This window comes from Neorhizobium sp. SOG26 (assembly GCF_003491345.1).
GTDB classification, from domain to species: domain Bacteria; phylum Pseudomonadota; class Alphaproteobacteria; order Rhizobiales; family Rhizobiaceae; genus Neorhizobium; species Neorhizobium turbinariae.
Genome location: NZ_CP025513.1, coordinates 993,424 through 1,016,988, shown reverse-complemented (window position 1 = coordinate 1,016,988; position 23,565 = coordinate 993,424). Strand labels below are relative to the sequence as shown.

At 60.6% G+C, this 23,565-nt stretch carries 21 protein-coding genes and 1 riboswitch; of the genes, 11 read left to right on the top strand and 10 right to left on the bottom strand.

What is annotated here, in order from left to right; all coding sequences use genetic code 11:
• The first annotated feature begins 35 nt into the window (after positions 1-35).
• A complete protein-coding gene (locus CYG48_RS21465; RefSeq protein ID WP_118852680.1) occupies positions 36-2,342 on the top strand; it encodes an FdhF/YdeP family oxidoreductase in 2,307 nt (768 codons plus the stop codon).
• A gap of 258 nt (positions 2,343-2,600) precedes the next feature.
• A complete protein-coding gene (locus CYG48_RS21460) occupies positions 2,601-3,104 on the top strand; it encodes an invasion associated locus B family protein (protein WP_118852679.1) in 504 nt (167 codons plus the stop codon).
• Positions 3,105-3,157: 53 nt separating this feature from the next.
• Here CYG48_RS21460 and thiD read toward each other — a convergent pair whose 3' ends face one another.
• From thiD to CYG48_RS21430, 6 genes are all read right to left on the bottom strand, one after another.
• Entirely contained in the window at positions 3,158-3,961 is an 804-nt protein-coding gene (gene thiD / locus CYG48_RS21455; RefSeq protein WP_118852678.1) for a bifunctional hydroxymethylpyrimidine kinase/phosphomethylpyrimidine kinase, read from the bottom strand.
• Entirely contained in the window at positions 3,958-4,593 is a 636-nt protein-coding gene (thiE, locus tag CYG48_RS21450; RefSeq protein WP_118852677.1) for a thiamine phosphate synthase, read from the bottom strand. Before thiE ends, thiD begins: the two co-directional genes overlap by 4 nt.
• Positions 4,590-5,402, bottom strand: coding sequence for a hydroxyethylthiazole kinase (gene thiM / locus CYG48_RS21445; RefSeq protein WP_118852900.1), 813 nt, complete (start codon positions 5,400-5,402; stop codon positions 4,590-4,592). Before thiM ends, thiE begins: the two co-directional genes overlap by 4 nt.
• Before the next feature lie 38 nt (positions 5,403-5,440).
• Positions 5,441-5,537: riboswitch (TPP riboswitch) on the bottom strand.
• Positions 5,538-5,618: 81 nt separating this feature from the next.
• Positions 5,619-6,260, bottom strand: a complete 642-nt coding sequence (locus CYG48_RS21440; protein ID WP_118852676.1) for a ThuA domain-containing protein — start codon at positions 6,258-6,260, stop codon at positions 5,619-5,621.
• A 17-nt stretch (positions 6,261-6,277) separates the two neighbouring features.
• Positions 6,278-7,381 carry a Gfo/Idh/MocA family protein gene (locus CYG48_RS21435; RefSeq protein ID WP_118852675.1) on the bottom strand — a complete coding sequence of 368 codons (1,104 nt, stop codon included), beginning with the start codon at positions 7,379-7,381 and terminating at the stop codon, positions 6,278-6,280.
• Between the two features lie 23 nt (positions 7,382-7,404).
• A complete protein-coding gene (locus CYG48_RS21430) occupies positions 7,405-8,610 on the bottom strand; it encodes an ROK family transcriptional regulator (protein WP_118852674.1) in 1,206 nt (401 codons plus the stop codon).
• Positions 8,611-8,833: 223 nt separating this feature from the next.
• Between CYG48_RS21430 and CYG48_RS21425 the strand changes: the two genes are divergently transcribed.
• The 4 genes from CYG48_RS21425 (at position 8,834) to CYG48_RS21410 (ending at position 13,137) form a co-directional block, all read left to right on the top strand.
• Positions 8,834-10,126: an extracellular solute-binding protein gene (locus tag CYG48_RS21425; protein ID WP_118852673.1), complete on the top strand. Its 1,293-nt coding sequence runs from the start codon at positions 8,834-8,836 to the stop codon at positions 10,124-10,126.
• 102 nt (positions 10,127-10,228) lie between these two features.
• Entirely contained in the window at positions 10,229-11,170 is a 942-nt protein-coding gene (locus CYG48_RS21420) for a carbohydrate ABC transporter permease (protein ID WP_118852672.1), read from the top strand.
• Positions 11,163-12,047, top strand: a complete 885-nt coding sequence (locus CYG48_RS21415; protein ID WP_245450565.1) for a carbohydrate ABC transporter permease — start codon at positions 11,163-11,165, stop codon at positions 12,045-12,047. Before CYG48_RS21420 ends, CYG48_RS21415 begins: the two co-directional genes overlap by 8 nt.
• Before the next feature lie 19 nt (positions 12,048-12,066).
• Complete coding sequence (locus tag CYG48_RS21410; protein WP_118852671.1) at positions 12,067-13,137, top strand: ABC transporter ATP-binding protein; 1,071 nt, start codon at positions 12,067-12,069, stop codon at positions 13,135-13,137.
• Positions 13,138-13,143: 6 nt separating this feature from the next.
• Here the strand turns inward: CYG48_RS21410 and CYG48_RS21405 are convergent, their stop codons facing one another.
• Positions 13,144-14,811 carry a hypothetical protein gene (locus CYG48_RS21405; RefSeq protein ID WP_118852670.1) on the bottom strand — a complete coding sequence of 556 codons (1,668 nt, stop codon included), beginning with the start codon at positions 14,809-14,811 and terminating at the stop codon, positions 13,144-13,146.
• A 206-nt stretch (positions 14,812-15,017) separates the two neighbouring features.
• Between CYG48_RS21405 and CYG48_RS21400 the strand changes: the two genes are divergently transcribed.
• The 5 genes from CYG48_RS21400 to CYG48_RS21380 are packed head-to-tail and all read left to right on the top strand — an operon-like array spanning position 15,018 to position 20,968.
• Positions 15,018-16,184, top strand: coding sequence for an isovaleryl-CoA dehydrogenase (locus CYG48_RS21400; protein WP_118852669.1), 1,167 nt, complete (start codon positions 15,018-15,020; stop codon positions 16,182-16,184).
• The gene (locus CYG48_RS21395; protein WP_118852668.1) at positions 16,181-17,776 is read left to right on the top strand and encodes a carboxyl transferase domain-containing protein; all 1,596 of its coding nucleotides are present in this window, start codon (positions 16,181-16,183) and stop codon (positions 17,774-17,776) included. The genes CYG48_RS21400 and CYG48_RS21395 overlap by 4 nt, the downstream gene beginning before the upstream one ends.
• Before the next feature lie 47 nt (positions 17,777-17,823).
• Positions 17,824-19,680, top strand: coding sequence for an acetyl/propionyl/methylcrotonyl-CoA carboxylase subunit alpha (locus tag CYG48_RS21390; protein ID WP_118852898.1), 1,857 nt, complete (start codon positions 17,824-17,826; stop codon positions 19,678-19,680).
• A complete protein-coding gene (locus CYG48_RS21385) occupies positions 19,680-20,132 on the top strand; it encodes a MaoC family dehydratase (protein WP_118852667.1) in 453 nt (150 codons plus the stop codon). The genes CYG48_RS21390 and CYG48_RS21385 overlap by 1 nt, the downstream gene beginning before the upstream one ends.
• Complete coding sequence (locus tag CYG48_RS21380) at positions 20,129-20,968, top strand: HpcH/HpaI aldolase/citrate lyase family protein (RefSeq protein WP_118852897.1); 840 nt, start codon at positions 20,129-20,131, stop codon at positions 20,966-20,968. The genes CYG48_RS21385 and CYG48_RS21380 overlap by 4 nt, the downstream gene beginning before the upstream one ends.
• A 107-nt stretch (positions 20,969-21,075) precedes the next feature.
• Here the strand turns inward: CYG48_RS21380 and CYG48_RS21375 are convergent, their stop codons facing one another.
• From CYG48_RS21375 to CYG48_RS21365, 3 genes are all read right to left on the bottom strand, one after another.
• On the bottom strand, positions 21,076-21,276 hold the full coding sequence (locus CYG48_RS21375) for a cold-shock protein (protein ID WP_118852666.1): 201 nt from the start codon (positions 21,274-21,276) through the stop codon (positions 21,076-21,078).
• 191 nt (positions 21,277-21,467) lie between these two features.
• The gene (locus CYG48_RS21370) at positions 21,468-23,198 is read right to left on the bottom strand and encodes an ABC transporter substrate-binding protein (RefSeq protein ID WP_118852665.1); all 1,731 of its coding nucleotides are present in this window, start codon (positions 23,196-23,198) and stop codon (positions 21,468-21,470) included.
• 77 nt (positions 23,199-23,275) lie between these two features.
• Positions 23,276-23,557, bottom strand: a complete 282-nt coding sequence (locus tag CYG48_RS21365; RefSeq protein ID WP_118852664.1) for a DUF2160 domain-containing protein — start codon at positions 23,555-23,557, stop codon at positions 23,276-23,278.
• Positions 23,558-23,565: the final 8 nt, after the last annotated feature.

The following is a 23,565-nucleotide window of genomic DNA, read 5'->3' as shown; positions in this document are numbered from 1 at the left end:
GTCTGCCGAGGCGGCGTCCCAACGAGAACCCTGACATGACAACGAACATCCGCATCAAGCGCTACGAAGGTCCCGCGGGAGGATGGGGCTCAGTACAGTCCCTGTTCCGAAACGCTTTGAAGAACAAGGTGCGGCTCTCGACGGCGGATGCCCTGCTGCGGCAAAACAAGAAGAAGGGCTTTGCCTGCGTCAGTTGCGCATGGGCAAAGCCGGCCAAGCCCCACGCTGCCGAGTTCTGTGAAAACGGTGCCAAGGCCACCTTCTGGGAACTGACGAAGAAGACGGCCACGCCTGAGTTCTTCGCCAGCCATACGGTCTCCGAATTGCGGACCTGGGACGACTACCATCTGGAAGCCGTCGGTCGCCTGACCCACCCGATGCGTTACGATCACCTACTGGATGTCTATGAACCGGTGTCGTGGGAGATCGCCTTCGAGGAGATCGGTCGCGAACTGAAGGCAATTCGCGCCGACGATCCGAAGAAGGCCGTGTTTTATGCGTCGGGGCGGGCGTCGCTCGAGACGTCGTACATGTATCAGTTGTTCGCCCGGCTCTATGGCAACAACAATCTGCCCGACAGTTCCAACATGTGCCATGAGACAACCTCTGTGGCGCTGCCGGAGGTGATCGGGCAGCCGGTGGGTTCGGTTCGGTTGGAGGATTTCGAGCATGCGGACGCGATCTTCTTTTTTGGCCAGAACACCGGATCGAACAGCCCTCGAATGCTGCACCAGTTGCAGGAGGCGGTGAAGCGCGGCTGCACCATCGTTACCTTCAATCCGCTGAAGGAGCGGGGCCTTGAGCGGTTCACCAACCCGCAGAGTCCAACCGAGATGCTGACAGGTGGGGAAACCCAGATCAGCCACCGTTACTACCAGCTCAAGGCCGGCGGCGACATCGCGGCGATCATCGGCATGTGCAAGTCGCTCTTTGAGCGCGAGGCTGCATCCGGCGGCGTACTGGATCACACATTTATTCAGGAGCACTGTCACGGCTTTTCCGAATTCCAAAGCTTCTGCGAGGAGCAGGCATGGAGCGTGCTGGAGGCTGAAAGTGGCTTGCATCGGTCCGACATGGAGGAGGCGGCGGAGATATACGCCAGAGCAAATGCCGTGATGGGCGTCTACGGCATGGGCCTTACCCAGCACAAGCACGGGGTGAGTTCCGTCCAGTCGCTGGTGAACCTGCTCTTGCTTCGCGGCAATATCGGCAGGCCCGGCGCCGGCATCTGCCCGGTGCGCGGCCACTCCAACGTCCAAGGCCAGCGCACGGTCGGCATCTCCGAAAAGCCGGAACTGGTGCCACTCGACAAGCTTGCCGAACTTTATCACTTCGACCCGCCGCGGGAGGAGGGGCTGACGACCGTCGACGCCTGCCAGGCGATCCTCAACGGCGAGATCAAGGCATTCATTGGCCTTGGCGGAAACTTCCTGCGCGCCATTCCCGAAACGGGACCGATGGAAGACGCGTGGCCGCGTATGCGCCTGACAGTGCAGGTCGCCACAAAGCTCAACCGCAACCATCTGTTTAATGGCGACGTTGCTTACCTGCTGCCATGCCTTGGACGGCTGGAGCTCGACGAGCAGAAGACCGGGCCGCAAGTCGTCACCATCGAAGACTCGACCTCCTGCTTCCACGCCTCCAAGGGCAGGTACAAACCCATCAGCGAGCACCTGCTATCCGAACCCCGGATCGTGGCGGAGATAGCCAAGGCCAGCTTGCCGCCCAACCGCAATGTTCCATGGGATGAATGGGTGGCGGACTACGGCAAGGTTCGTGACGCGATCGAGCGGACGTATCCCACCATCTTCAAGGATTTCAACAAACGGATGTGGACGCCGGGAGGCTTCGAGAAGACGCTGTCCGCCAACAAGCGGGAGTGGAAGACGCAGACGGGCAAGGCTAATTTCAAGCTCCCGAAGGCCCTTTCCGCGAGCTTCGACGCCGGCACCAGCAAAGACGTGCTGCGGCTGATCACTTTGCGCAGCAACGACCAGTTCAACACGACGGTCTATGGCTACCATGACAGATTCCGCGGCGTCGAAGGCACCCGGATGGTGATCTTCTTGAACCCAAAGGACATGCAACGCTTCGGCATCACCGAAGGACAGGATGTGCGGCTGGAGACGCTTGCGAGCGACAACATCGCGCGCTCGCTCGGCGGGTTGCGCGCTGTACCGTACGACATTCCGGAAGGTTGCTGCGGCGCCTATTACCCGGAATGCAACATTCTTCTGCCGCTCTACCAGCATGCCGAGGGTAGCAAGGTACCTGCAGCAAAATCAGTGCCCGTTCGGGTTTCGGCGGACGAAGGCGGCCTTGCGCTCCAGGCGGCGGATTGAACGGCCAAAGGCTTCGAATGACAGAATTGTGACCGCGTGTGAGGCAGCTTGCAACCGCCTGGGCGGGGGCACTGTGATGCAGCCGGTTCAAGTCTCAGGCCGTTCACATTGCGGTCCATATGATGACGCAAATGCGTATCAAAGCGGTTCATTCTTACGCAGAATTAACTTTACGGTAACCCATAAATTCTCCAATGGCGCTCCAGCGCCGGCTTCCCGCCGGCCGCTCCTCTCACCATATCTGACTATGGAGGCACGATGTCCATCAAGCTTTACGCCCTTACCGCTGTCGCTGTTACAGCCGTTACGTCGGTCGCCTCGGCCCAGCCGAGCCCGAACATGGTGCGGAAGTTCAACGACTGGGGCGTCTACTCCTACCAAGCCAGCGGCAACACGACCTGCTACGTGCTGACGACGCCCAAGGATGCCCAGCCGGCGAGCGTGAACCATGGCGACAACTATTTCCTCGTAGCGCCGAACCAGAACGGTTCCGGATATTATCCGCAGGCAGTGATGGGCTACAATTTGCGCGAGGGCTCGCAGATGGTGCTCACCATCGATGGCCAGTCCTTCGTGATGCTGCCGAAGGGCAATTCCGGCTGGACCCAGGAAGCAAGCTTTGATGCGGCTCTCATCAACGCCATGAAGGCCGGCAGCAACATGACGCTGAAGGCGACTTCGCAGCGCGGCACCTCGACAAGCTACACCTTCTCCCTTTCGGGTGTCACTGCTGCGCTGAACCAGGCCGCGTCCTGCAAGTAACAGAACTAGATCGTGGCCGATGCTCACTCGGCCGCGATTTCTCCAGTCTGACCTCAAGACGCCCAGAGGTGCCAGAAATGGGAGACGGGGCCGTGCCCCCTTCCGACGCTCAATCCGTCCGCTGCACCAATGGCGCCGGCGAGATAGCTTTTCGCAGCGCTCACTGCTTCGCCTGGCGAGGCGCCCTTGGCAAGTTCCGCGGCAATGGCGCTTGAAAGCGTGCAGCCGGTGCCGTGGGTGTTCTTTGTCGCAATGCGATCGCCTTCGAACCATTGCAGACTGGTCTCCGTGGCCAGAACATCCGGACTGTCGTCGGTCTCAAGATGTCCACCTTTTACCAGAACCGCGGAACCTAGCCTCCCCAGTTGCTGCGCCTGCCTTGCCATGTCGTCGCGGCTCGCCGCCACCGGCGCCCCGAGAAGAGCTGCGGCTTCCGGTATGTTGGGGGTGATGAGGGTCGCCATGGGCAACAACCGCTTGGCCACGACCGAAACCGCATCTGCCGCGAGAAGAGGCGAACCACCCTTGGCGATCATCACCGGGTCGAGGACGATCGGCACGCTCGATCGGTAAGGTGCAAGGACGTCAGCGACGGCCTCGGCGATTTCGGCATTGGCGAACATGCCGATCTTCACCGCATCCACACGGACATCGGCGAAAACAGCGCGGATCTGGTCAGCAACAAAACCAGCTGGCACGGCATGCACACCGGAAACACCTTGCGTGTTCTGGGCTGTCAGCGCCGTCAGCACTGCCATGCCATAGGTACCACGGGCGGCAAATGCCTTGAGATCAGCCTGGATACCGGCACCACCGGAAGGATCGGAGCCGGCGATCGACAGCACGTTGCGGATCATCGGCGGACCTCCCGTATCATCTGGGCAATGTGGCGGGCGGCCTCTTCAGGATCCGGTTGGCCGCATATGGCCGAGACAACGGCGACGCCCTTGGCGCCGGCATTCAGGCACTCGCCGATGTGTTCAGCCTTGATCCCACCAATGGCGACTGCGGGCAGGGGAGACATGCCGATGAGCTGCGCCAATCCGTCAAAGCCGATCGCCGGTGAGTGGTCGAGCTTGGTATTTGTCGGGAAAACGGGGCCGACACCTACATAATCGACATGGCGTGGGTCTGCGGGTCGGGCATGCTCGCCCCGATCGACGGAGAGCCCGAGAATCATCTCGTTGCCGACGCGGGCGCGAACTTCATCGGCGGACATGTCTTCCTGACCGACGTGGATGCCATCGGCACCAATCGCAATTGCAGCCTCGACATTATCGTTGATGATGAGGGGGACACCCGTGCCGGCGAGAGCTGCTTTTAGTGCCATGCCGGTTTCGATCATGCGGGCTGTCGAAGCCTTCTTGTCGCGCAACTGAACCATGGTAACACCGCCGCGAACGGCAAGGCGGGTGGTCTCGACCATTCCCGTTGGTTCGCAAAGGTCTGGGTCGAGAACGAGGTAAAGCGAAAGGTCGAACTGTTTCATGCTCCTTCGATCCTTGCCTGAGCATCCAGCGTGCCAGCATCGATCGCGGTCAGTTGATCCAGAAAGGCGACGGAGAACGAACCTGGTCCCGAGGCCTGAGCGGCTGCGGCTTCACCCGCGACCGCGAACAGCGCCAGTGCTGCGACTGTCGCGTCGAGTGGGTTGTCTGGCCGGACGGCAGCGAATGCGCCGACGAGGCCCGTCAATGAACATCCCAAGGCCGTGACCTTTGGCATCAGCGGCGAACCACCATGGATCCTCCAGGAGGTCTGGCCGTCGGTGACGAAGTCGGTTTCGCCGGTCACGGCAACCACGGTACCAAGCTGCTTTGCCAATTCCAGCGCAGGACCTTCCGCCGCGCGTGCAGCATCCCCGCTGTCGACACCCTTGCCTCCCGATTTCGTGCCAGCCAAGGCGATGATCTCGGAGGCATTGCCGCGGATAACCGTCGGTTTCAGTGCGACGAGTTCGGCAGTCACGGCGCGACGGTAAGTCGTTGCATAGTGCGCGACCGGATCGAACACCCATGGCTTACCGTGTTCCCTCGCCGCCTTCGCAGCGCTTTTCATGCCACCGACCCAAAGAGGCGAGAGCGTACCGATGTTGACGGTCAAGGCACCAGCAATAGATGCGAACTCACCCGCCTCTTCTTGCGCACTGACCATGGCCGGAGAGGCGCCCGCCGCCAACAAGACGTTCGCGGCAATGTTCATGGCAACGAAGTTAGTAATGCACTGGACCAATGGTGCCTGTGCCCGCATCTCTTCGAGCATCTGGCCCGGACTTTGGATTAAAAGCTGCGTCTGCATCATCGCCTTTCTCGGCGGAGCCTGGACGCTTGAGCTCAATCAGAACCCTAACGACTCCCTCCGCCAGCATGATCTGGTTCAGGTTCAAAGGGTGCTTCTCAGCCCGGCATACGCCAGACGCCCCTGTCATCGGTGCAACGCTATCAGAAAGGAAAAGCGACCGCCACATGCATGTTGGGCGATCGCTTCATGTCAACGGGAATACCTGGCAGTTGTCTATCTCGCCGCCCAGTTTGCGCCGCGGCGGAAGATCGTGTTCATCTGCGGCACCTCGAACTCCTTCGCCACGTGGCCAAGCGAGGAATAGAAGACGCGGCCCTTGCCGTATTTGCGCTTCCAGACGACCGGCATCACCACGCCATCGATCCAATAGGCATGTTCGCCGGTGAAGGTGGTGGTGGCGAGCACCTCGTTCGAAGGGTCGACATGCATGTAATATTGCTCGGAATGATATGGGAAGTCGGTGATCCCTTCCATGAGTGGATCGTCCGGCTTGGTAATGTTGACGGTGTAGTCGATGATATTGCCGGGATGGGCCACCCATTGTCCGCCGATGATGAACTGGTACTCAACCGATTCCCGAAACGCGTCGCCGGCGCCACCATGGTAGCCTGCGATACCGACGCCATTTTCAACGGCCGCCGCGAGGTTCTTCACCTCCTCCTTCTCGATCTTGGACATCGTCATGATCGGAACGATCAGGCTCAGGTCATGGATGGAGGGGTCGGCGAACGCTTCCGTCGAATGCTCCAGGTAGACCTTGAACCCGTCCCCCTCGAGCATGGTCTTGATCACTTCCGCACATTCCTGTGGCTCATGGCCGCTCCAACCACCCCATACGATCAAGGCTTCACGCATGCACTTTCCTCCAAAACCTACTTAGCCAGTCGGCCATCAACGAGTGAATCGGACAGCGGCGCCGGCCGCTGCACCTTCGTGGTGATTTCGATCGTGCGCCCCTGTTCCGATGCCGTCTGAAAGGCCTCCATGACCTCCAGGACATGCAGCGCGAGATCGCCATTGGCACGATGCGGCCGATCAGATCGGATGGCATGAGCCATGTCGGCCACACCAATGGAGCGGAAATTACCGTCCGCATAAGGCGAGGTGAGGGTTTGCTCCTCGAACTGGCCGCCCTTCTTGAGATACTCCACCGGCCCGCCAAACCGGTTTGGGTCCGGCACGATCAGCGTACCTTCCGTTCCGTACACCTCCAGCGGCACGTGCTTGTGGCCCGCGACATCGAAGCTCATGCCGATCTGCACGACTGCGCCATTCTCGAAGGCCATGACACCGGCCACATGGGTGGGCACGTCAACCGGGATACGCTCGCCGTTGCGTGGCTCGCTGGTGATGACGCGTTCAGAGCGCGGCGTGATGGCAAACCCTGCAACCTTTGACACCGGGCCGAGCAGGTTCACGAGGTCGGTGATGTAGTATGGCCCCATGTCGAGCATCGGACCGCCGCCAACTTCGTAGTAGAAGGCGGGGTTGGGGTGCCACCGTTCATGGCCGGGGCACATGAATGTCGCCGTGCCACCAACCGGCACGCCGATGACGCCCTGGTCGATCAGGCTCCGCGCCGTCTGGTGGCCGCCACCGAAGAAGGTGTCGGGTGCGGCGCCGATCCGCAACCCCTTGCTGCGCGCGGCATCAGCCAGTTTCTTGCCTTCGGCGAAGTTGATGCCGAGCGGCTTTTCGGAATAGGTGTGCTTGCCCGCCTCCAGCGCCTGCATCGCGACCGCTACATGGGCCTTTGGTACCGTAAGGTTGAGGATGATTTCTATCTGCGGATCCGACAGCAGTTCGTCGATCGACCGTGCAACAAGACCGAACTCCGCGGCGCGCGACTGTGCAAGTTCGCTGTTCAGGTCGGCCAGACCACGAATATCCAAAATTGGAAACTCGGTCGTCATGGCCTTGAGATAGGCACCAGAAATGTTTCCGCACCCGATGATGCCGATTCCGACCCTGTTCATTCATTTCCTCCCTTGAATGTCTTTCAGACGCTTGAGGCTGGCCCGGTGGTGCTCCAGGGCGATTCATAAAGTTCGTAGAGGGCAACGGCGGCAGCGCCCCGAGCCCAGAAATCGTCACCGGAGTTGTCGAACACGAGTTCACTGACGTCGTGCAGCGACGGCGGCATGGCGAGCGCATAAGCATCGCGGAGGCTCTTGAGGAAGGGTTCACCGAGCGCGAGCGAGGAGCCAACGACGATGACCCGTGGCGGCGCAAACAAGGTGACGATGTTGGCGATGGTGAAGCCGATAGTTTCCCCGGCGCGCACTGCAGCGGTAATCAATTGGCTGTCGTCGGCCTCGATCAAGGCCTGGGCATGCGCCATGCCTCTTCCAAGTCGAACCGCTTCGGCGAAGCGCGCTTCGGAGTGCTGGAAGCTCAGGATCGCTGTCTCGCCGGCCTGGCTGGAGAGGCGCACGACACCTTCGCTATTCATGCCGAGCACGAGGTCGCCAAGGTTGTGGCTGAGGCCCCCGGCGCCACGGAACACGCGGTTGTTGTGGAGCACGCCGAGCCCAAGCGTCTGCTCCAGCGAAACCAGCACCATGTCTTCAAGATCGCGCGCGCGCCCAAACCAATGATGGCCGAGGGCAATTGCCGTGGCATCGCTTTCCACGATCGTTCGGGTATCAAGCCGCGATGACATTTCCGCAGCAAAATCAACATTGCTGTCGCGCAGAATGGGGCTCGAACGGATATGGCCGCTGCGATGCTCGATGACGCCCGGAAGGCCAAGGCAGATGCTGTGGACGTCCGCCAGCGAAAGCCCCGCATCGAGAACGCAACGACGCACGCCATCTTCGACGATGTCGGCGACCACGCTGATCGGCTGGCGATCGATGCGGATGGGTAGGGTGAGGGTGGCGAGCACCGTTCCGCAGAAATCAGTGACTACGAACACCATGCGGTTCGCGGCGATCTTGGCTCCGACCACGCGTGCAGCACCTGGATTGAGCTCCAGCATCACTCGCGGGCGCCCTCGCACGGTTTCGCTGCGGATATCGCCCTCGTGGCGCGGCAGGATCAGTCCGTCGTCGAGGAGGGAGGCGGTGATGGCGGATACCGTGGTCGGCGAGAGTTGGGTGCGCTCCGAGATCTCGACACGCGCGATCGGGCCATGGCGGCGGATTACATCCAGCACACTAAGGCGGTTCATCGCGCGCATGAGTTCCGGATCTGCAGTCTTCATTTCGCCCTTACATAAACCCGCGCCGGCGGATTTAATCCGGCACGCAAATTAATACACCGTCTTGTAAAGGCCAAAAACGAAGAAACGCAACCGCAAAATCTGCAACTGACCGCAAATTCTGTCGCCGTAGAACAGATTACCCGCAACCCTATTGACAGATCAGATCAAGGTGCCGATTATTTTGTACGGATCACGAAATAAAGCTTTGGGAGGAGCACGTTCGATGTCCACGAAGATTTTCAGAAGTTCCCTTCGCCTCACCACGCTTGCCTTCGCGGGCGGGCTGCTTGCCGCCGGCACGGCCGCGGCAGACAGCGTCATCCGCTGGATGCATGTCGAGCAGGTGCCGTCAACGATTGGTGTCTGGTCGCAGATCGCAAAGGATTTTGAGGCAAAACATCCAGGCGTCAAGGTCGAACTGCAGTTCCTGGAGAACCAGGCGTTCAAGGCCAAGCTTCCGACGCTGCTTCAGTCCGAGGACGCACCGTCGATGTTCTATACCTGGGGCGGCGGGGTGCTTGAGGCGCAATCGGTAACGGGTGCGCTGCGGCCGCTCGACGAGGCGCTGGATGCCAACGGCGGCGAGTGGCGCAATGTCACCAACGCTTCTGCGATCGAAGGTCTGACCTTCGACGGCAAGGTGTGGGCAGCACCGTCGAAAAGCGGTCTCATATCCTTCTACTACAACAAGGATCTGTTCCAGAAGGCCGGCGTTGATGCCTCGAAGATTGAAAAGTGGGATGACCTCCTGGCGGCGGTAAAGACGCTGAAAGACGCGGGCATCACCCCTATCGCCGGTGGCGGACGCGACAAGTGGCCTCTGCACTTCTACTGGAGCTACCTGGCCATGCGCGAAGCCGGCCAGGAAGGCTTTGCCAAGGCGAAGGCTGGGGACGACGACGGTTTTGCCGGCGAGCCTTTCGTGAAGGCTGGCCAGCATCTTGCCGAGCTCGGCAAACTCGAACCGTTCCAGAACGGCTATCTTGGCGCCACCTGGAACGACGCGCTTGCCGCCTTCGGCGACGGGCGTGCAGCCATGATCCTGAGCTTTGAAAACACCCCGGCCACCCAGGCAACGAACTCCACCGACCGCAAGGGACTGCCGGACGACAAGATCGGCCGTTTCCCGTTCCCGGTGGTTGACGGCGCTCCAGGCGTCGCAACCGACAGCTTCGGCGGACTGAACGGATGGGCCGTGACCAAGAATGCGCCTCCGGAAACCGAGGAGTTCCTGCGCTACATGGGCAGCCTTGAAGTGCAGAAGCTTTTGGCCAAGGAAACCCAGATCATGCCGATCGCCAAGGGCGCGAGCGAAGCGGTCTCACGGCCGTTGCTGAAGGAAGTGGCCGATGCTCTTGCCAAGGAAACCTGGCACCAGAACTTCCTCGACCAGGATCTTGGGCCGAATGTCGGCGCGATCGTCAACGACATCAGTGTAGAGATTGTCTCCGGTTCGATGGATCCGGCGGATGCTGCCCAGCAGATAGAGGATGCCTTCTCTCTCGAGCGCAAGTAACGCGCTCGCCCGGCGCTCCTGCTCCTCTAAGCCTCGGCTTCGGGAGCGCCGGCCCCTGTTCCCGGCCGTGGCATGTGCCCGGCTCAGGAGGTGCGAATATTCATGAGTGATAGCTTGATGCCGGCCAATGCCCGTCCTTCGACAGGAGTGGTGACTGCGCCGCGCCGCGGCCGCCGATCACTGGCCCACAGCAAATGGCCGGTGCTGATCCTCTTTCTTCCGCCGGCGCTTCTCGTCTTTACCGTTCTGGTGATCCTGCCGATGGGCGAAGCGGCCTGGTACTCGTTCTTCAACTGGAACGGTTATGGCAGCCCCACGCAGTGGATCGGCCTGCGCAACTATCAGCTTATCTTCCGCAATAGCGCTTTCACCCAGGCATTGATCAACAACGGGCTGATTGTTCTCGTGTCGGTCTGCGTGCAGATCCCGCTGGCGCTGTGGCTTGCGACAATGATCTCCAGCCGGATCAAGGGCGCACTGCTTTTCCGCCTGATCTTCTTCTTGCCCTACGTGCTTGCCGATGTTGCCGCGGGCATGATCTGGCGCTTCGTCTACGACGGCGACTTTGGGCTCGTGGGCGGGATCGCGCATTTCCTCGGCGCCGAGGCGCCCTTTTGGCTGGCTGACCGCGATGTCGCGATGTACGCGATCCTGGGTGTGGTCGTCTGGAAATATTTCGGTTTCCACATGATGCTGTTCATCGCCGGCCTGCAGGCGATCGATAAAAGCGTGCTGGAGGCGGCCGACATAGATGGCGCAACCGGGTTCCAGAAGTTCCGACTGGTGACTCTGCCGCTGCTCGGCTCGACAGTGCGGCTTTCCGTCTTCTTCGGTGTGGTGGGCTCGCTGCAGCTCTTCGACATGATCATGCCGCTCACCGGAGGCGGCCCGTCGAACTCGACGCAGACCATGGTGACATTCCTCTACAATTTCGGGGTGACGCGAATGCAGATCGGCTTCGGCAGCGCCGTTGGTGTCGTGCTGTTCGTGATCTGCGTGACACTCGCCTTCAGCTACAAGCGGGTCTTCATGCGCAATGACTGATATCTCCGCCGCACAGCCCATCGACGCCGCCAAGGCACCCACATCCGGGCAGCCCGTGCGCCGGTCCACCCAGGTCTATATCTACGTGTCGCTGATCCTGGTCGCTGCGATAGTCATCGTGCCGCTGGTTAGCACCGCTCTTGGCGGCTTCAAGACGCTCGGCGACCTGCGGGCTAACCCGTTCGGCCTTCCTGTCGAATGGCAATGGTCGAACTACACCGACATCATCTTCAGCAAGCGCTACTGGCTGCAGATGACGAACTCGCTGATCATCGCGCTTCTGACCGTGTTCCTGACGATCTGGTTCGGCGCGATGGCCGCGTACTGTTTCGCGCATATCCGCTTCTTCGGATCGTCCTACCTCCTCAACTACTTCCTGATCGGACTGATGTTTCCGGCGGCAACGGCTATCCTTCCGCTCTATATCCGTATCCGTGATCTTGGGCTGATCGACACCTATTGGGGCGTCGTGCTGCCGCAGGTGGCCTTCGGCATGGGCATGAGCATCATGCTGTTTCGCAACTACTTCCGGAACTTGCCCTCGGAACTGTTCGACGCGGCCTTTGTCGACGGCTGCGGATATCTGCGCTTCTTCTGGCACGTGACGCTGCCGCTTTCCCGCCCGATCATCGCCACCGTCGGCATCATTTCCTTCGTTAGCAGTTGGAACAACTACATCGTGCCGCTGATCATGCTGAACTCCGAGAGCCGTTACCCCTGGCCGCTCGGGATCATGATCTACCGCGGCGAATTCAGCACGGAATGGCAGTTGGTGCTCGCCTTCATCACGCTGACCATCCTGCCGACGATCATCGCATTCTTCCTGGCACAAAAACACATCATCGCTGGCCTCACCGCCGGCGCCGTAAAATCCTGATCCCGATCTGGAGCAGAACATGGCATCCGTTGAACTGAAGCAAGTCCGCAAAGCCTACGGCGCCTTTGACGTCATACATGGCGTCTCCTTGTCCATCCAGGACGGCGAATTCATTGCGCTCGTGGGTCCTTCCGGCTGCGGAAAGTCCACGCTGCTACGCATGATCGCCGGGCTCGAGGAAATCACCGCGGGCGAGATCGTCATTGGCAACACGGTCGTCAATGAACTGACACCCCGCGAGCGCAACATCGCGATGGTGTTCCAGTCCTATGCACTCTACCCGCATATGACGGTCGCGGAGAACATGGGGTTCAATCTGCGCCTTTCCGGCACGCCAAAGCCGGAAATTGCCGAACGGGTCAACGAAGCCGCCCGCATGCTGGATCTCCTTCCGCTTCTTGACCGAAAGCCGGCCAATCTCTCCGGTGGCCAAAGGCAGCGCGTTGCCATGGGACGAGCGATCGTACGCAACCCGGCCGTCTTCCTGTTCGACGAACCCCTGTCCAACCTCGATGCCAAGCTGCGCGTGCAGATGCGCTCCGAGATCAAGACGCTGCACCAGAAGGTCGGGACCACATCGATCTATGTCACGCACGACCAGATCGAGGCAATGACACTCGCCGACCGTATCGTGGTTCTGAACCAGGGGCGAGTGGAGCAGGAAGGAACGCCGATGGAGCTATATCGTCGGCCGGCAAATCTGTTTGTTGCCGCCTTCATCGGTTCGCCTGCGATGAACCTTCTCGATGGCGTTGCCGATGGACAGGACGGCGAGGCGGCGGCTCGCCTGAGCGATGGCACTGCCATCAAGCTCGACCCGCGCCACAAGCTCAAGCGTGGCCAGCCGATCAAGATCGGTTTGCGGCCGGAGCACCTGAATCCGAAGCAGGACGGCACCAAGCTGTCTGGCCGAACGCTGCTGATCGAGCCCACCGGCGCGCAAACGCACGTGGTTTTCGACCTGGCGGGGCAGGGCGTGACCGCCATCGTTGATGGGGAATACCCAGTGCGATACGGCGCGCCGTTCGAAGCTCATATCCCGGCCGACCAAGTGCATGTGTTCGACAGCCAGTCGGGCGTGGCGCTTTGATGCGCTTCAGGGTGCCGCCGGAGAGCGAGCCACCGCAAGATCCTGGTGAAGAAGAAGGTCCCAACACGGCGTGAGTTCCACGACGTGCCGGGAAGCGAGGGCCTCCCGGTAATGATCCTCGATAATATGCCGTGCGTCAGTTGAAGGACACTTCGGACGCAAGACGCCTGCGGTCGCTTCAACCGCTTCCTTGGTTTTCGGCGTCATCGGCGGAACGGTGCGGCCCGGAACCGCGCCGATCTGGATGTGCTTCGTCGCTTGCCTGTCGAGCAGCCAGGGAAAGGGATTACTGAAATCCAGCGTCATGAGGCTTGCAAGCTTCACCGCATTCTCCGCCTCGAACTTCAGGATCGCCTCTACAGCGTGACTGGCCGACATGATCCAGTAGAGCTGAAAATCGAGGTTCGAGTAATAGTGCCAGTTCGGCAGATCGGTGTAGACGTGACCATGGTTCTGGTAGTGCGTCTCCAGGTACTGCGCGTGGCCGATAATATCGGCGCGTGAGCGCACCTGCTGCATGTTCTTGACCAAGGGCAGGTCGAGGGACGCATAAGACGGACTGACCATAGCAGACCGGATTGTCCGATGCGCCACCTTCGTGGCAGTCGGGATCGTGGCAAAGGCCGCCAGCACCAGCACGGTGGTCTTGAGGCGCGGGTCGAGGTGGCCGATTCGTGTCCATAACATCACCAGGATCGGCCAGATGAAGATGAACTCATGGCTGCCGGTGTTTTGCGTCTCGAACATCCAGCCGCCGAACAGGGCAACACAAAGCCACCAGACGCCGTGATCGAGAGAGCGGGTATCGCTCTTACCGTGCTTCCAGACATTCCACGCCAGCACGAGAACAAGCAGCCCTACGGGGATCAGAACATCGAGTTTTGCAGAAGCCGTCGACACGGACCGCGGCAGCATCGACCCGTCGTTCATCTCCACGAGTTGCAGGATCTCGCGGACATAAGCCGAAATCATGCCCGTCGGTAGCTCTAGGACGGCAAGCGCAACGACGAAGAGCGACGCTGCGAGCACGCTGTGACGGAGAGAAACCTTTCCGGCGAGGATCGTCTGCAACCCGAGCAAGCCACCGACAAGGAACCCGGTGACCTTGGTCAGGAACAGGGCGAGCATGACGGCCGCCAGGAACACAGCCATCTTCCGGCTGTCCTGCAGGAACAGGAGGCCGGTGGTCATGACGTAAAGCAGGATGACGGCGTGCCGGTTATAGACCCCGAAGCCGTCGAGGCCCGGGTCCGGGTGGAAGGCCTGAACATTGGCCGGCGACACCGCGAACAACAGGAACGGCACGACGAGGGCCAGGGTGAGGAGACGGTTTTCGCGTGCAACATCAGCGGCCGCCAAGGCCATCAACGGCACGGCCACGACGAGCATGCACCATTGCGCAAGCAGGAGCGGCTGGGCGTTCTGGAAAAGGCGCAGGCCCCAGGCGAACAGGTAATACCCGAGTGGCCCAACTGGCGTGAGGAAATCGACAGCGGGCACCTGTCCATTCCAGATCCGCTGGGCTGCATCCAGGTAAAGATAAGTATCCCAGTACATCGGGCCGATCGGGATCGAAACGGGCAAAATGAGCAGGATCACCAGCGGGATCATCGCACCTGCAAGCCAAGCAACAGGAGAGGCAAGCAGAAGGCCCGCGCCTTTGATGTCCCGCATTCAGTGAAACCGCCTTCCTCTAGTACCAATAGTGCGTGACCAAGAAGCCCTCGCAATGAAGGGAATGGTTACGGGTTATTTGCTGACAATTTGTTAGCTTTCGCGCGGCCTTGCGTTGCTTCTTGTTGTGAAGCCTGATGGCTCCGTTTCCCCCTGTTGCTATTCGCGCGCCGACGGCTAACATCCGGCACTGGGAGGATGTGAACATGCCAGAGTTGGACTTCGGCCTGAGTGAAATGGCCGATGCCATTCGCGACACCACGTCTCGTTTTGCCAGCCAAAAAATAGCTCCCATCGCAGCGGAAATCGACAGGGAGGATCGCTTTCCCCTTGAACTGTGGCCGGAGCTTGGCGGCTTAGGGCTGCACGGGATCACTGCTGAAGAAGAGTATGGAGGGCTGGCACTTGGATACCTTGAGCACGTCGTGGCTTGCGAGGAAATCAGCCGTGCCTCAGCTTCCGTCGGCCTGTCTTATGGTGCCCATTCAAACCTCTGCGTGAACCAGATCTCGCGCTGGGCCACGCTGGCGCAGAAACAGCGTTACCTGCCGGACCTGATCTCGGGCAGGCATGTCGGCAGTCTTGCTATGTCGGAGGCAGGATCGGGATCCGACGTCGTCTCGATGCGCCTGCGCGCAGACAAGGTGCAGGGCGGCTTCCGGCTCAATGGCACGAAATTCTGGATCACCAACGCTGCTTATGCCGAGACGCTGGTCGTCTATGCGAAGACGAAGCCGGATGCGGGCGCGAAAGGCATCACGGCCTTCCTGGTCGAGAAGGGCTTTGAAGGCTTCTCGACCGGCCAGAAGATTGACAAGGTCGGGATGCGCGGCTCGCCAACCGGCGAACTGGTCTTCAACGACTGCTTTGTGCCGGAAGAGAATATACTGGGGCCGCTCAACGGCGGCGCCGGCGTCCTCATGTCGGGGCTTGACTACGAACGCGTGGTGTTGTCGGGCATTCAGCTTGGCATCATGCAAGCCTGCCTTGATGTGGTCCTGCCTTACGTCCGGGAGCGGGAACAGTTCGGCACGCCGATCGGAAGCTTTCAACTGATGCAAGCCAAGGTGGCGGACATGGTGGTCGCGCTGAACTCGGCACGGTCCTACGTCTACACCGTCGCAAAGGCTTGTGACGCCGGCAAGGTGACCCGCCATGATGCCGCGGCCGCCATCCTTTATGCGTCGGAATCCGCGGTAAGGGTTTCGGAGCAAGCGGTACAGGCCCTCGGGGGCGCCGGCTACACCAAGGACTGGCCGGTGGAGCGCTTTTGGCGCGACGCCAAGCTTCTCGATATCGGCGCCGGCACCAACGAAATCCGACGTATGCTGATTGGCCGCGAAGTGATCGGCAGCGAAGGGCTGGCCAGATGACCGTGATCCAGAGCATGGTTGATGCGGCGAGCGAGACCTTCCGCCAGAACGCTGCCTACAACCGGCGCCTCGTTGAGGAACTGAAGGGAAAAGTAGCCGTTGCCGCCCGTGGCGGACCGGAGAAACATCGTGAGCGGCATGTATCACGCGGAAAGCTGCTGCCGAGGGATCGCGTCGACCGCCTCCTAGACCCCGGCTCGCCGTTCCTCGAAATCGGCCAGCTTGCGGCCAACGGCATGTATGACGACGAGGCGCCCGGCGCCGGCCTGATCGCAGGGATCGGCCGTATCTGCGGTCGCGAATGCATGATCGTTGCACATGACGCAACGGTCAAGGGCGGCGTCTACTTCCCAATGACGGTGAAGAAGCACCTTCGGGCGCAGGAGATTGCGTTCGAGAACCGGCTGCCCTGCATCTACCTCGTTGACTCCGGTGGAGCGAACCTGCCGCACCAAGCTGAGGTATTCCCGGATCGCGACCACTTCGGCCGTATCTTCTACAACCAGGCGCAAATGTCAGCCGCAGGTATTGCGCAGATTGCCTGCGTGATGGGAAGTTGCACGGCCGGCGGCGCTTACATTCCGGCCATGTCAGACGAAACGGTCATCGTGCGCAACCAGGGTACGATCTTCCTTGCGGGACCGCCGCTGGTGAAAGCCGCGACCGGGGAGGTCATCTCGGCCGAGGAACTCGGTGGCGCGGAAACCCATGGCCGACGCTCCGGCGTCGTGGATCACATAGCCGAAAACGATGAGCATGCGCTACTGATCGTTCGTGAGATCGTAGCTACGCTCAACAAACCCAAGCGCGTGGATGTGGAACTGTGGGAACCCAAGCCGCCGCGGTTGGACTCTTCAGAACTCTACGGATTGATTCCTCCTGATGTGCGAACACCCTACGACGTTCGCGAAGTCATCGCGCGTATTGTGGATGGATCGGAGTTCCAGGAGTTCAAGGCGCTTTACGGCACCAGCCTTGTCTGCGGTTTCGCGCGGATATGGGGTATACCGGTCGCCATCTTGGGCAATAGTGGCGTGCTCTTTTCCGAAAGTGCGCTGAAAGGCGCTCATTTCATCGAACTCGCGTGCCAGCGCCGCATTCCGTTGCTGTTTCTCCAGAACATTTCCGGCTTCATGGTGGGCGGCAAATACGAGGCCGAAGGTATCGCCAAGCATGGCGCAAAGCTCGTGACAGCGGTGGCAACTGCCTCGGTTCCGAAGATCACCGTGCTGATCGGTGGCAGCTTTGGTGCGGGGAACTACGGCATGTGTGGGCGCGCCTACCAACCGCGTTTCCTGTTCACCTGGCCGAATTCGCGAATTTCCGTCATGGGCGGTGAACAGGCAGCGTCGGTTCTTGCGACTGTGCATCGGGATGCCGAAACCTGGAGCGCAGAGGACGCCGAGGCCTTCAAGGCACCGATCAGGCAGAAATATGAGGACGAGGGAAATCCGTATTACGCGACCGCGCGCCTTTGGGACGACGGCATCATTGACCCGGCGCAGACCCGCGAAGTTCTGGGCCTTGCCTTCAGCGCCGCCCTGAACGCACCAATTCCCGAGCGACCGCAGTTCGGCGTGTTCCGGATGTGACCTTTATGCCTGCCGATGTTCCCCGGAATGATGCACTGGATCAGACCATGATCGACAGCCTGCTGATCGCTAACCGCAGCGAGATCGCCAGAAGGATCATCCGAACCGCCCGGCGGCTCGGCGTGCGGACAACCGCCGTATATTCCGAAGCTGACCGCGACATGCCGTTCGTTCGCGAAGCCGACGATGCCGTCTGCATCGGGGCTGCGCCAGCACGTGAAAGTTATCTGCGTCAGGACCGCATCCTGGAGGCTGCCAAGCAAACGGGCGCCCAGGCCATTCATCCGGGCTATGGCTTTCTTTCGGAGAATGCGGAATTTGCCCAAGCCGTCATCAATGCCGGGTTGGTCTGGGTCGGTGCGCCTCCCGCGGCAATCCGGGCGATGGGGCTGAAGGATGCAGCGAAAGAGCGGATGATCGCCGCGGGCGTGCCCGTGACGCCAGGTTATCTCGGACAGGACCAGGCTTCTGAATACCTGCAACGGGAGGCGGACGCGATCGGTTATCCCATCCTCATCAAGGCCGTTGCCGGCGGTGGTGGCAAGGGTATGCGCCGTGTCGATACCTCGGCGGATTTCGCCGCCGCTCTGCAGGCCTGCAAGCGCGAGGCGGCGTCTTCCTTCGGTGACGATCGAGTGTTGCTCGAAAAATATATCCTTTCGCCGCGGCACATCGAGGTGCAGATCTTCGGCGACACCCGCGGGAACGCCATCCATCTCTTCGAGCGCGACTGCTCGCTGCAGCGCCGCCACCAGAAGGTGATCGAAGAAGCGCCGGCACCTGGAATGGACGCTGAAACCCGCAACGCTGTCTGCGGGGCAGCCGTGAAGGCTGCCAAAGCCGTGGGGTACGTGGGCGCCGGGACGATCGAGTTCATCGCCGATTCGTCGGAAGGTTTGAGGCCCGACCGCATCTGGTTCATGGAGATGAACACGCGGCTGCAGGTCGAACATCCCGTCACCGAAGCAATTACCGGACATGACCTGGTGGAGTGGCAGTTGAGGGTCGCCGCTGGCGAACCCTTGCCGCTGAAGCAGGATGACCTCCAGATGACGGGCTACGCCATCGAAGCGCGGCTTTACGCCGAGAACCCGACGAGGGATTTCCTGCCGTCCATCGGCCGGTCAGAGCACCTTCGGCTCCCGAACACCATTCGCGTCGACAGTGGCGTGGAAGAGGGCGGCGAGATCACCTCCCACTACGACCCGATGATCGCAAAGCTCATCAGCCACGGCTCCAGCCGCCGGGAAGCCGCACTCAAACTGGCGCAAGCGGTTGCAGCGGTCGAAGTCTGGCCCGTCAAGACCAATGCGGCCTTCCTTGTGCGGGCGCTGCAGCACGCCAGCTTCCTATCCGGTGAGTTGGACACGGGGTTCATCGAACGGAACACAGCGGAACTCATTCCTCCCGAGGAGCCGAACGACGCCGTGCTGCAGGCCGCGGCCAACGCCATCATCAGCCGCGACAAATCGAATCCTTGGACAGCGCTATCTGGACTTCGTCTCAATGCCGAACCGCAACGAACGGTTTCGGTACAGGTAGGTTCGAGCGTGTATCGGGTGGAGCTAGAGCCGAAACCTAAGGCTGGGACGGTCGCCGATGGCGTGCTGTTTATGGATGGTGGCGCCTGGTCGTTTGGCATCCCACGCGCTGACAGTGCGATTAAGGCTGGTGCGGCTGGTGATGGAGCCGTGATGGCGCCAATGCCTGGCAACGTAATCGCGGTTCACGTGGCCGAGGGGGATCATGTGACACGCGGCCAGCCGCTTCTCGTGCTGGAGGCGATGAAGATGGAACAGGCTCTAGTGTCGCCATTCGACGGCACCGTCGCGGAGCTGAAGGTTACTACGGGAGGCCAGGTCGCAGAAGGCAGCCTTCTTGTTCGTGTTGAGGGAGATGCGTGATGGTAGGCCGGTATTTCGAAGATTGGAGCGTTGGCGATCGCCTGTCGCATGACATCCGCCGAACGGTCACCGAAACGGACAACCTCCTGTTTTCGACCATGACGCATAATCCGCAGCCGCTGCATCTCGATGCAGAGGCCGCCAAGGCGAGCGAGTTCGGTCAAATCCTTGTCAATGGCACGTTCACCTTCGCCTTGATGATCGGGCTCTCGGTCGGCGATACGACGCTCTGCACACTGGTTGCGAACCTGGGCTACGACAAGCTCGTGATGCCGAAGCCCGTGTTCATCGGCGACACAATGCGGGCTCAGACAGAGGTGGTCGAGACAAGGGCGAGCAGTTCCCGGCCGCAGGCCGGCATCGTCACCTTTCAGCACGAGCTCCTGAACCAGCGGGATGAAGTCGTATGCCGCTGCCTTCGTTCGGCGCTCGTCCAGAGGAAGCCGGCATGAGACTGCGTTCGCTGCTCTTCGTGCCGGGCGATCGTCCGGAGCGTATGGAAAAGGCGCTGAAGGTGGGTGCCGATGCCCTGATCCTGGATCTTGAAGACTCGGTCGCGTTGGAGGCGAAGCCGCAGGCGCGCGCCTCAGTCAATATGTTCCTCAAGTCCGCTCCACGCAGTGTGAAGCTCTTCGTGCGGGTCAATCCGCTGGGCAGTGATCTTATCGACGATGATTTGGCCGCCGTCCTCGACGCTCCTCCCAATGGGCTTGTTTTGCCGAAAGCCGAAGGCGCGGAAAGCATCGAGGCGCTTGCTACCCGATGTCACAGTATTCCGATCCTGCCGATCGTCACCGAAACGCCATCGGCCATCTTCAAGATCGGCAGCTATGCCGGCGTCGAAAAGCAGTTATTGGGGCTTACCTGGGGTGCGGAGGATCTTCCGGCCGCCATAGGCGCATCGACCGCGCGCGACGAACATGGGCGTTATCTACCACCTTATGAACTTGTGCGGTCACTGACGCTGTTTGGCGCCCATGCGGCCAATGTACCCGCCATCGAGACGGTTTATCCGTCGTTCCGTGACTTGGAAGGATTGCGGACCTACGCGAGGAATGGCCGCAGGGACGGGTTCACCGGCATGATGGCGATCCATCCGAACCAGGTGCCGATCATCAATGAGGCGTTCAGCCCAAGCGACGAAGAGGTCGCGCATGCCGAAGCGGTCATTGCCGCCTTCGAGGCCAATCCAGGCAAGGGCGCACTGCAACTGGACGGGCGGATGATTGATCTGCCGCATCTGAAGCTGGCGCGAAAACTGCTGCGCTCCGTGGCGGAGCAGGAATAACAGCGTCACGCATGCGTGGAGAACGCGCTCGCGCGCTGCTTCGCCCCGGAAAAACGTTCAAAAAGAAAGGGGCGGGACACAAGTCCCACCCCTTTCTTGATTTGTAATCAGAGAACGCTGACGTTCTCAGCCTTGGACTTGCCCGTCTTGCGGTCCTGGCCAAGCTCGTAGCTGACCTTCTGGCCGTCGCGCAGCGCCTGGCCGCCGAGTGCCGAAATGTGCACGAAGACATCCGCGCCACCATTGTCTGGTGTGATAAAGCCGAAGCCCTTATCCTGATTGAAGAACTTCACGGTACCGGTTGCCATAGATATCCTCGTGTTTCGAAGGCTTCATCCTGAAGCCTGTTGGTTTGGGCAAGCAAGTTGCCCGAGAGGCATAGCATGTGGCTTACAACCGGGGAAGGGGGCTCTTCTATGCTTGTCGGAGCACATTGCCTACTTGTCAGATGGGTACGGTTGCCTGCCGGACGCCACCAAGGCGCCCGGCAGAGCTATGGTTACTGCTTGGCGTCGGCCCAGCTCTTGACGAGCTCGTCATAGTTGACGGTGACGGGCTTTTCCTTCTCGTCCTTGATCGGCAGCTGCGGCGCCAGGTTGCCCTTGGCCACGGCGTCCTTGTTCCAGTACTCGAGGTCATGCTCTTCGGCGAGCTTCGGACCCATGTCCTTCTGCACGCCGGCACGCTCGAGACGCTGCAACACCTTCTCCTGCTCGGCGCAGAGCGAGTCCATGGCTTCCTGCGGCGTCTTTGCGCCGGAGGCCGCATCACCGATCGCCTGCCACCAGAGCTGTGCGAGCTTCGGATAGTCGGGAACGTTCGTACCCGTCGGCGACCACTGGACGCGTGCCGGAGAACGATAGAACTCGATGAGACCGCCGAGCTTCGGAGCACGCTCGGTGAAGCTCTCGTGGCGGATCGAGCTTTCGCGGATGAGGGTCAAGCCGACGTGGCTCTTCTTCACATCCACGGTCTTCGAGGTCACGAACTGCGCGTAAAGCCATGCGGCCTTGGCGCGATCGTCAGGCGTGGACTTCAGCAGCGTCCAGGAACCCACGTCCTGATAGCCGAGCTTCATGCCGTCCTTCCAGTATACGCCGTGCGGCGAGGGGGCAAAGCGCCACTTCGGCGTTCCGTCCTCGTTCATCACGGGCAGGCCGGGCTTGACCATGTCTGCGGTAAAGGCCGTGTACATGAAGATCTGCTGGGCGATTTCGCCTTGTGCCGGCACCGGACCGGATTCGGAGAAGTTCATGCCCTGCGCTGCCGGAGGAGCATAGGCCTTCATCCAGTCCAGATATTTCTGGATGGAATAGACCGCCGCCGGGCCGTTGGTATCACCACCACGTGCGACGCAAGAGCCGACCGGCTGGGACTGCTCGTTGACCTTGATGCCCCACTCATCGACGGGAAGGCCGTTCGGCAGGCCCTTGTCACCGTTGCCGGCCATGGAGAGCCAGGCATCGGTAAAGCGCCAGCCGAGCGACGGATCCTTCTTGCCATAGTCCATATGGCCAAAGACCTTCTTGCCGTCGATTTCGCGGCCGGTGAAGAACTCGGCGATGTCTTCGTAAGCCGACCAGTTGACGGGCACGCCAAGGTCGTATCCGTACTTGGCCTTGAAGTCGGCCTTGTTCTTCTCATCGTTGAACCAGTCGTAGCGGAACCAGTAGAGGTTCGCGAACTGCTGGTCCGGCAGCTGGTAGAGGTCACCGTCCGGAGCGGTTGTGAACTTCAGGCCGATGAAATCTTCCAGGTCGAGATCGGGGTTGGTGACGTCCTTGCCCTCGTTCTCCATCCACTTGGTCAGAGAGCGGGCTTGCTGGTAACGCCAGTGCGTACCGATCAGGTCGGAGTCGTTGACATAGGCATCGTAGACGTTTTCGCCCGACTGCATTTGTGTCTGCAGTTTTTCGACAACGTCGCCTTCGCCGATCAGGTCGTGGGTGATCTTGATGCCGGTGATCGCGGTGAAGGCAGGAGCCAGAACCTTGGATTCATATTCATGCGTGGTGATGGTTTCGGACACCACCTTGATGTCCATGCCGGCAAAAGGCTTGGCAGCATCAATGAACCACTGCATTTCCTTTTCCTGATCGGCGCGAGAAAGCACGGACATGTCGCCGATTTCCTTGTCGAGGAACTGTTTTGCCTCCTCCATGCCGGCCATGGCGGATCCCGCCAGGGCAAGCAGTATGCCTGCTGTCGATGTCAGAAGATGCCGTCGCATATCGAGTCCTCCCATTGATGCGATTGCAGTTCACCATTTCTGGCAGCGGACCTCCTCCGCCACCAATTCACAGGGTTTCAGACAAAGCGGAACACGCCGATCGCGTAGACCACCGATAGTCCCAGAGCCCACCAAAGATTGGGTCCGACAAACCCAAGCCAAGCCAGATGAATGAAGGCCGCGCCAAGCAGCGAGATGAAGAGACGGTCGCCGCGGGTCGTCTCGAAGCGCAGGGCGCCCACCCTTGAAGCACCGCCCGGCGAGAAGTACTCCCAGACGCCCATGGCGGCGATCAGCACCAGAATGGTGATGAAGAACACAGCCGTCGGCAGGGTCCACGCCATCCATCCGAAGCTCATGCTCGCTC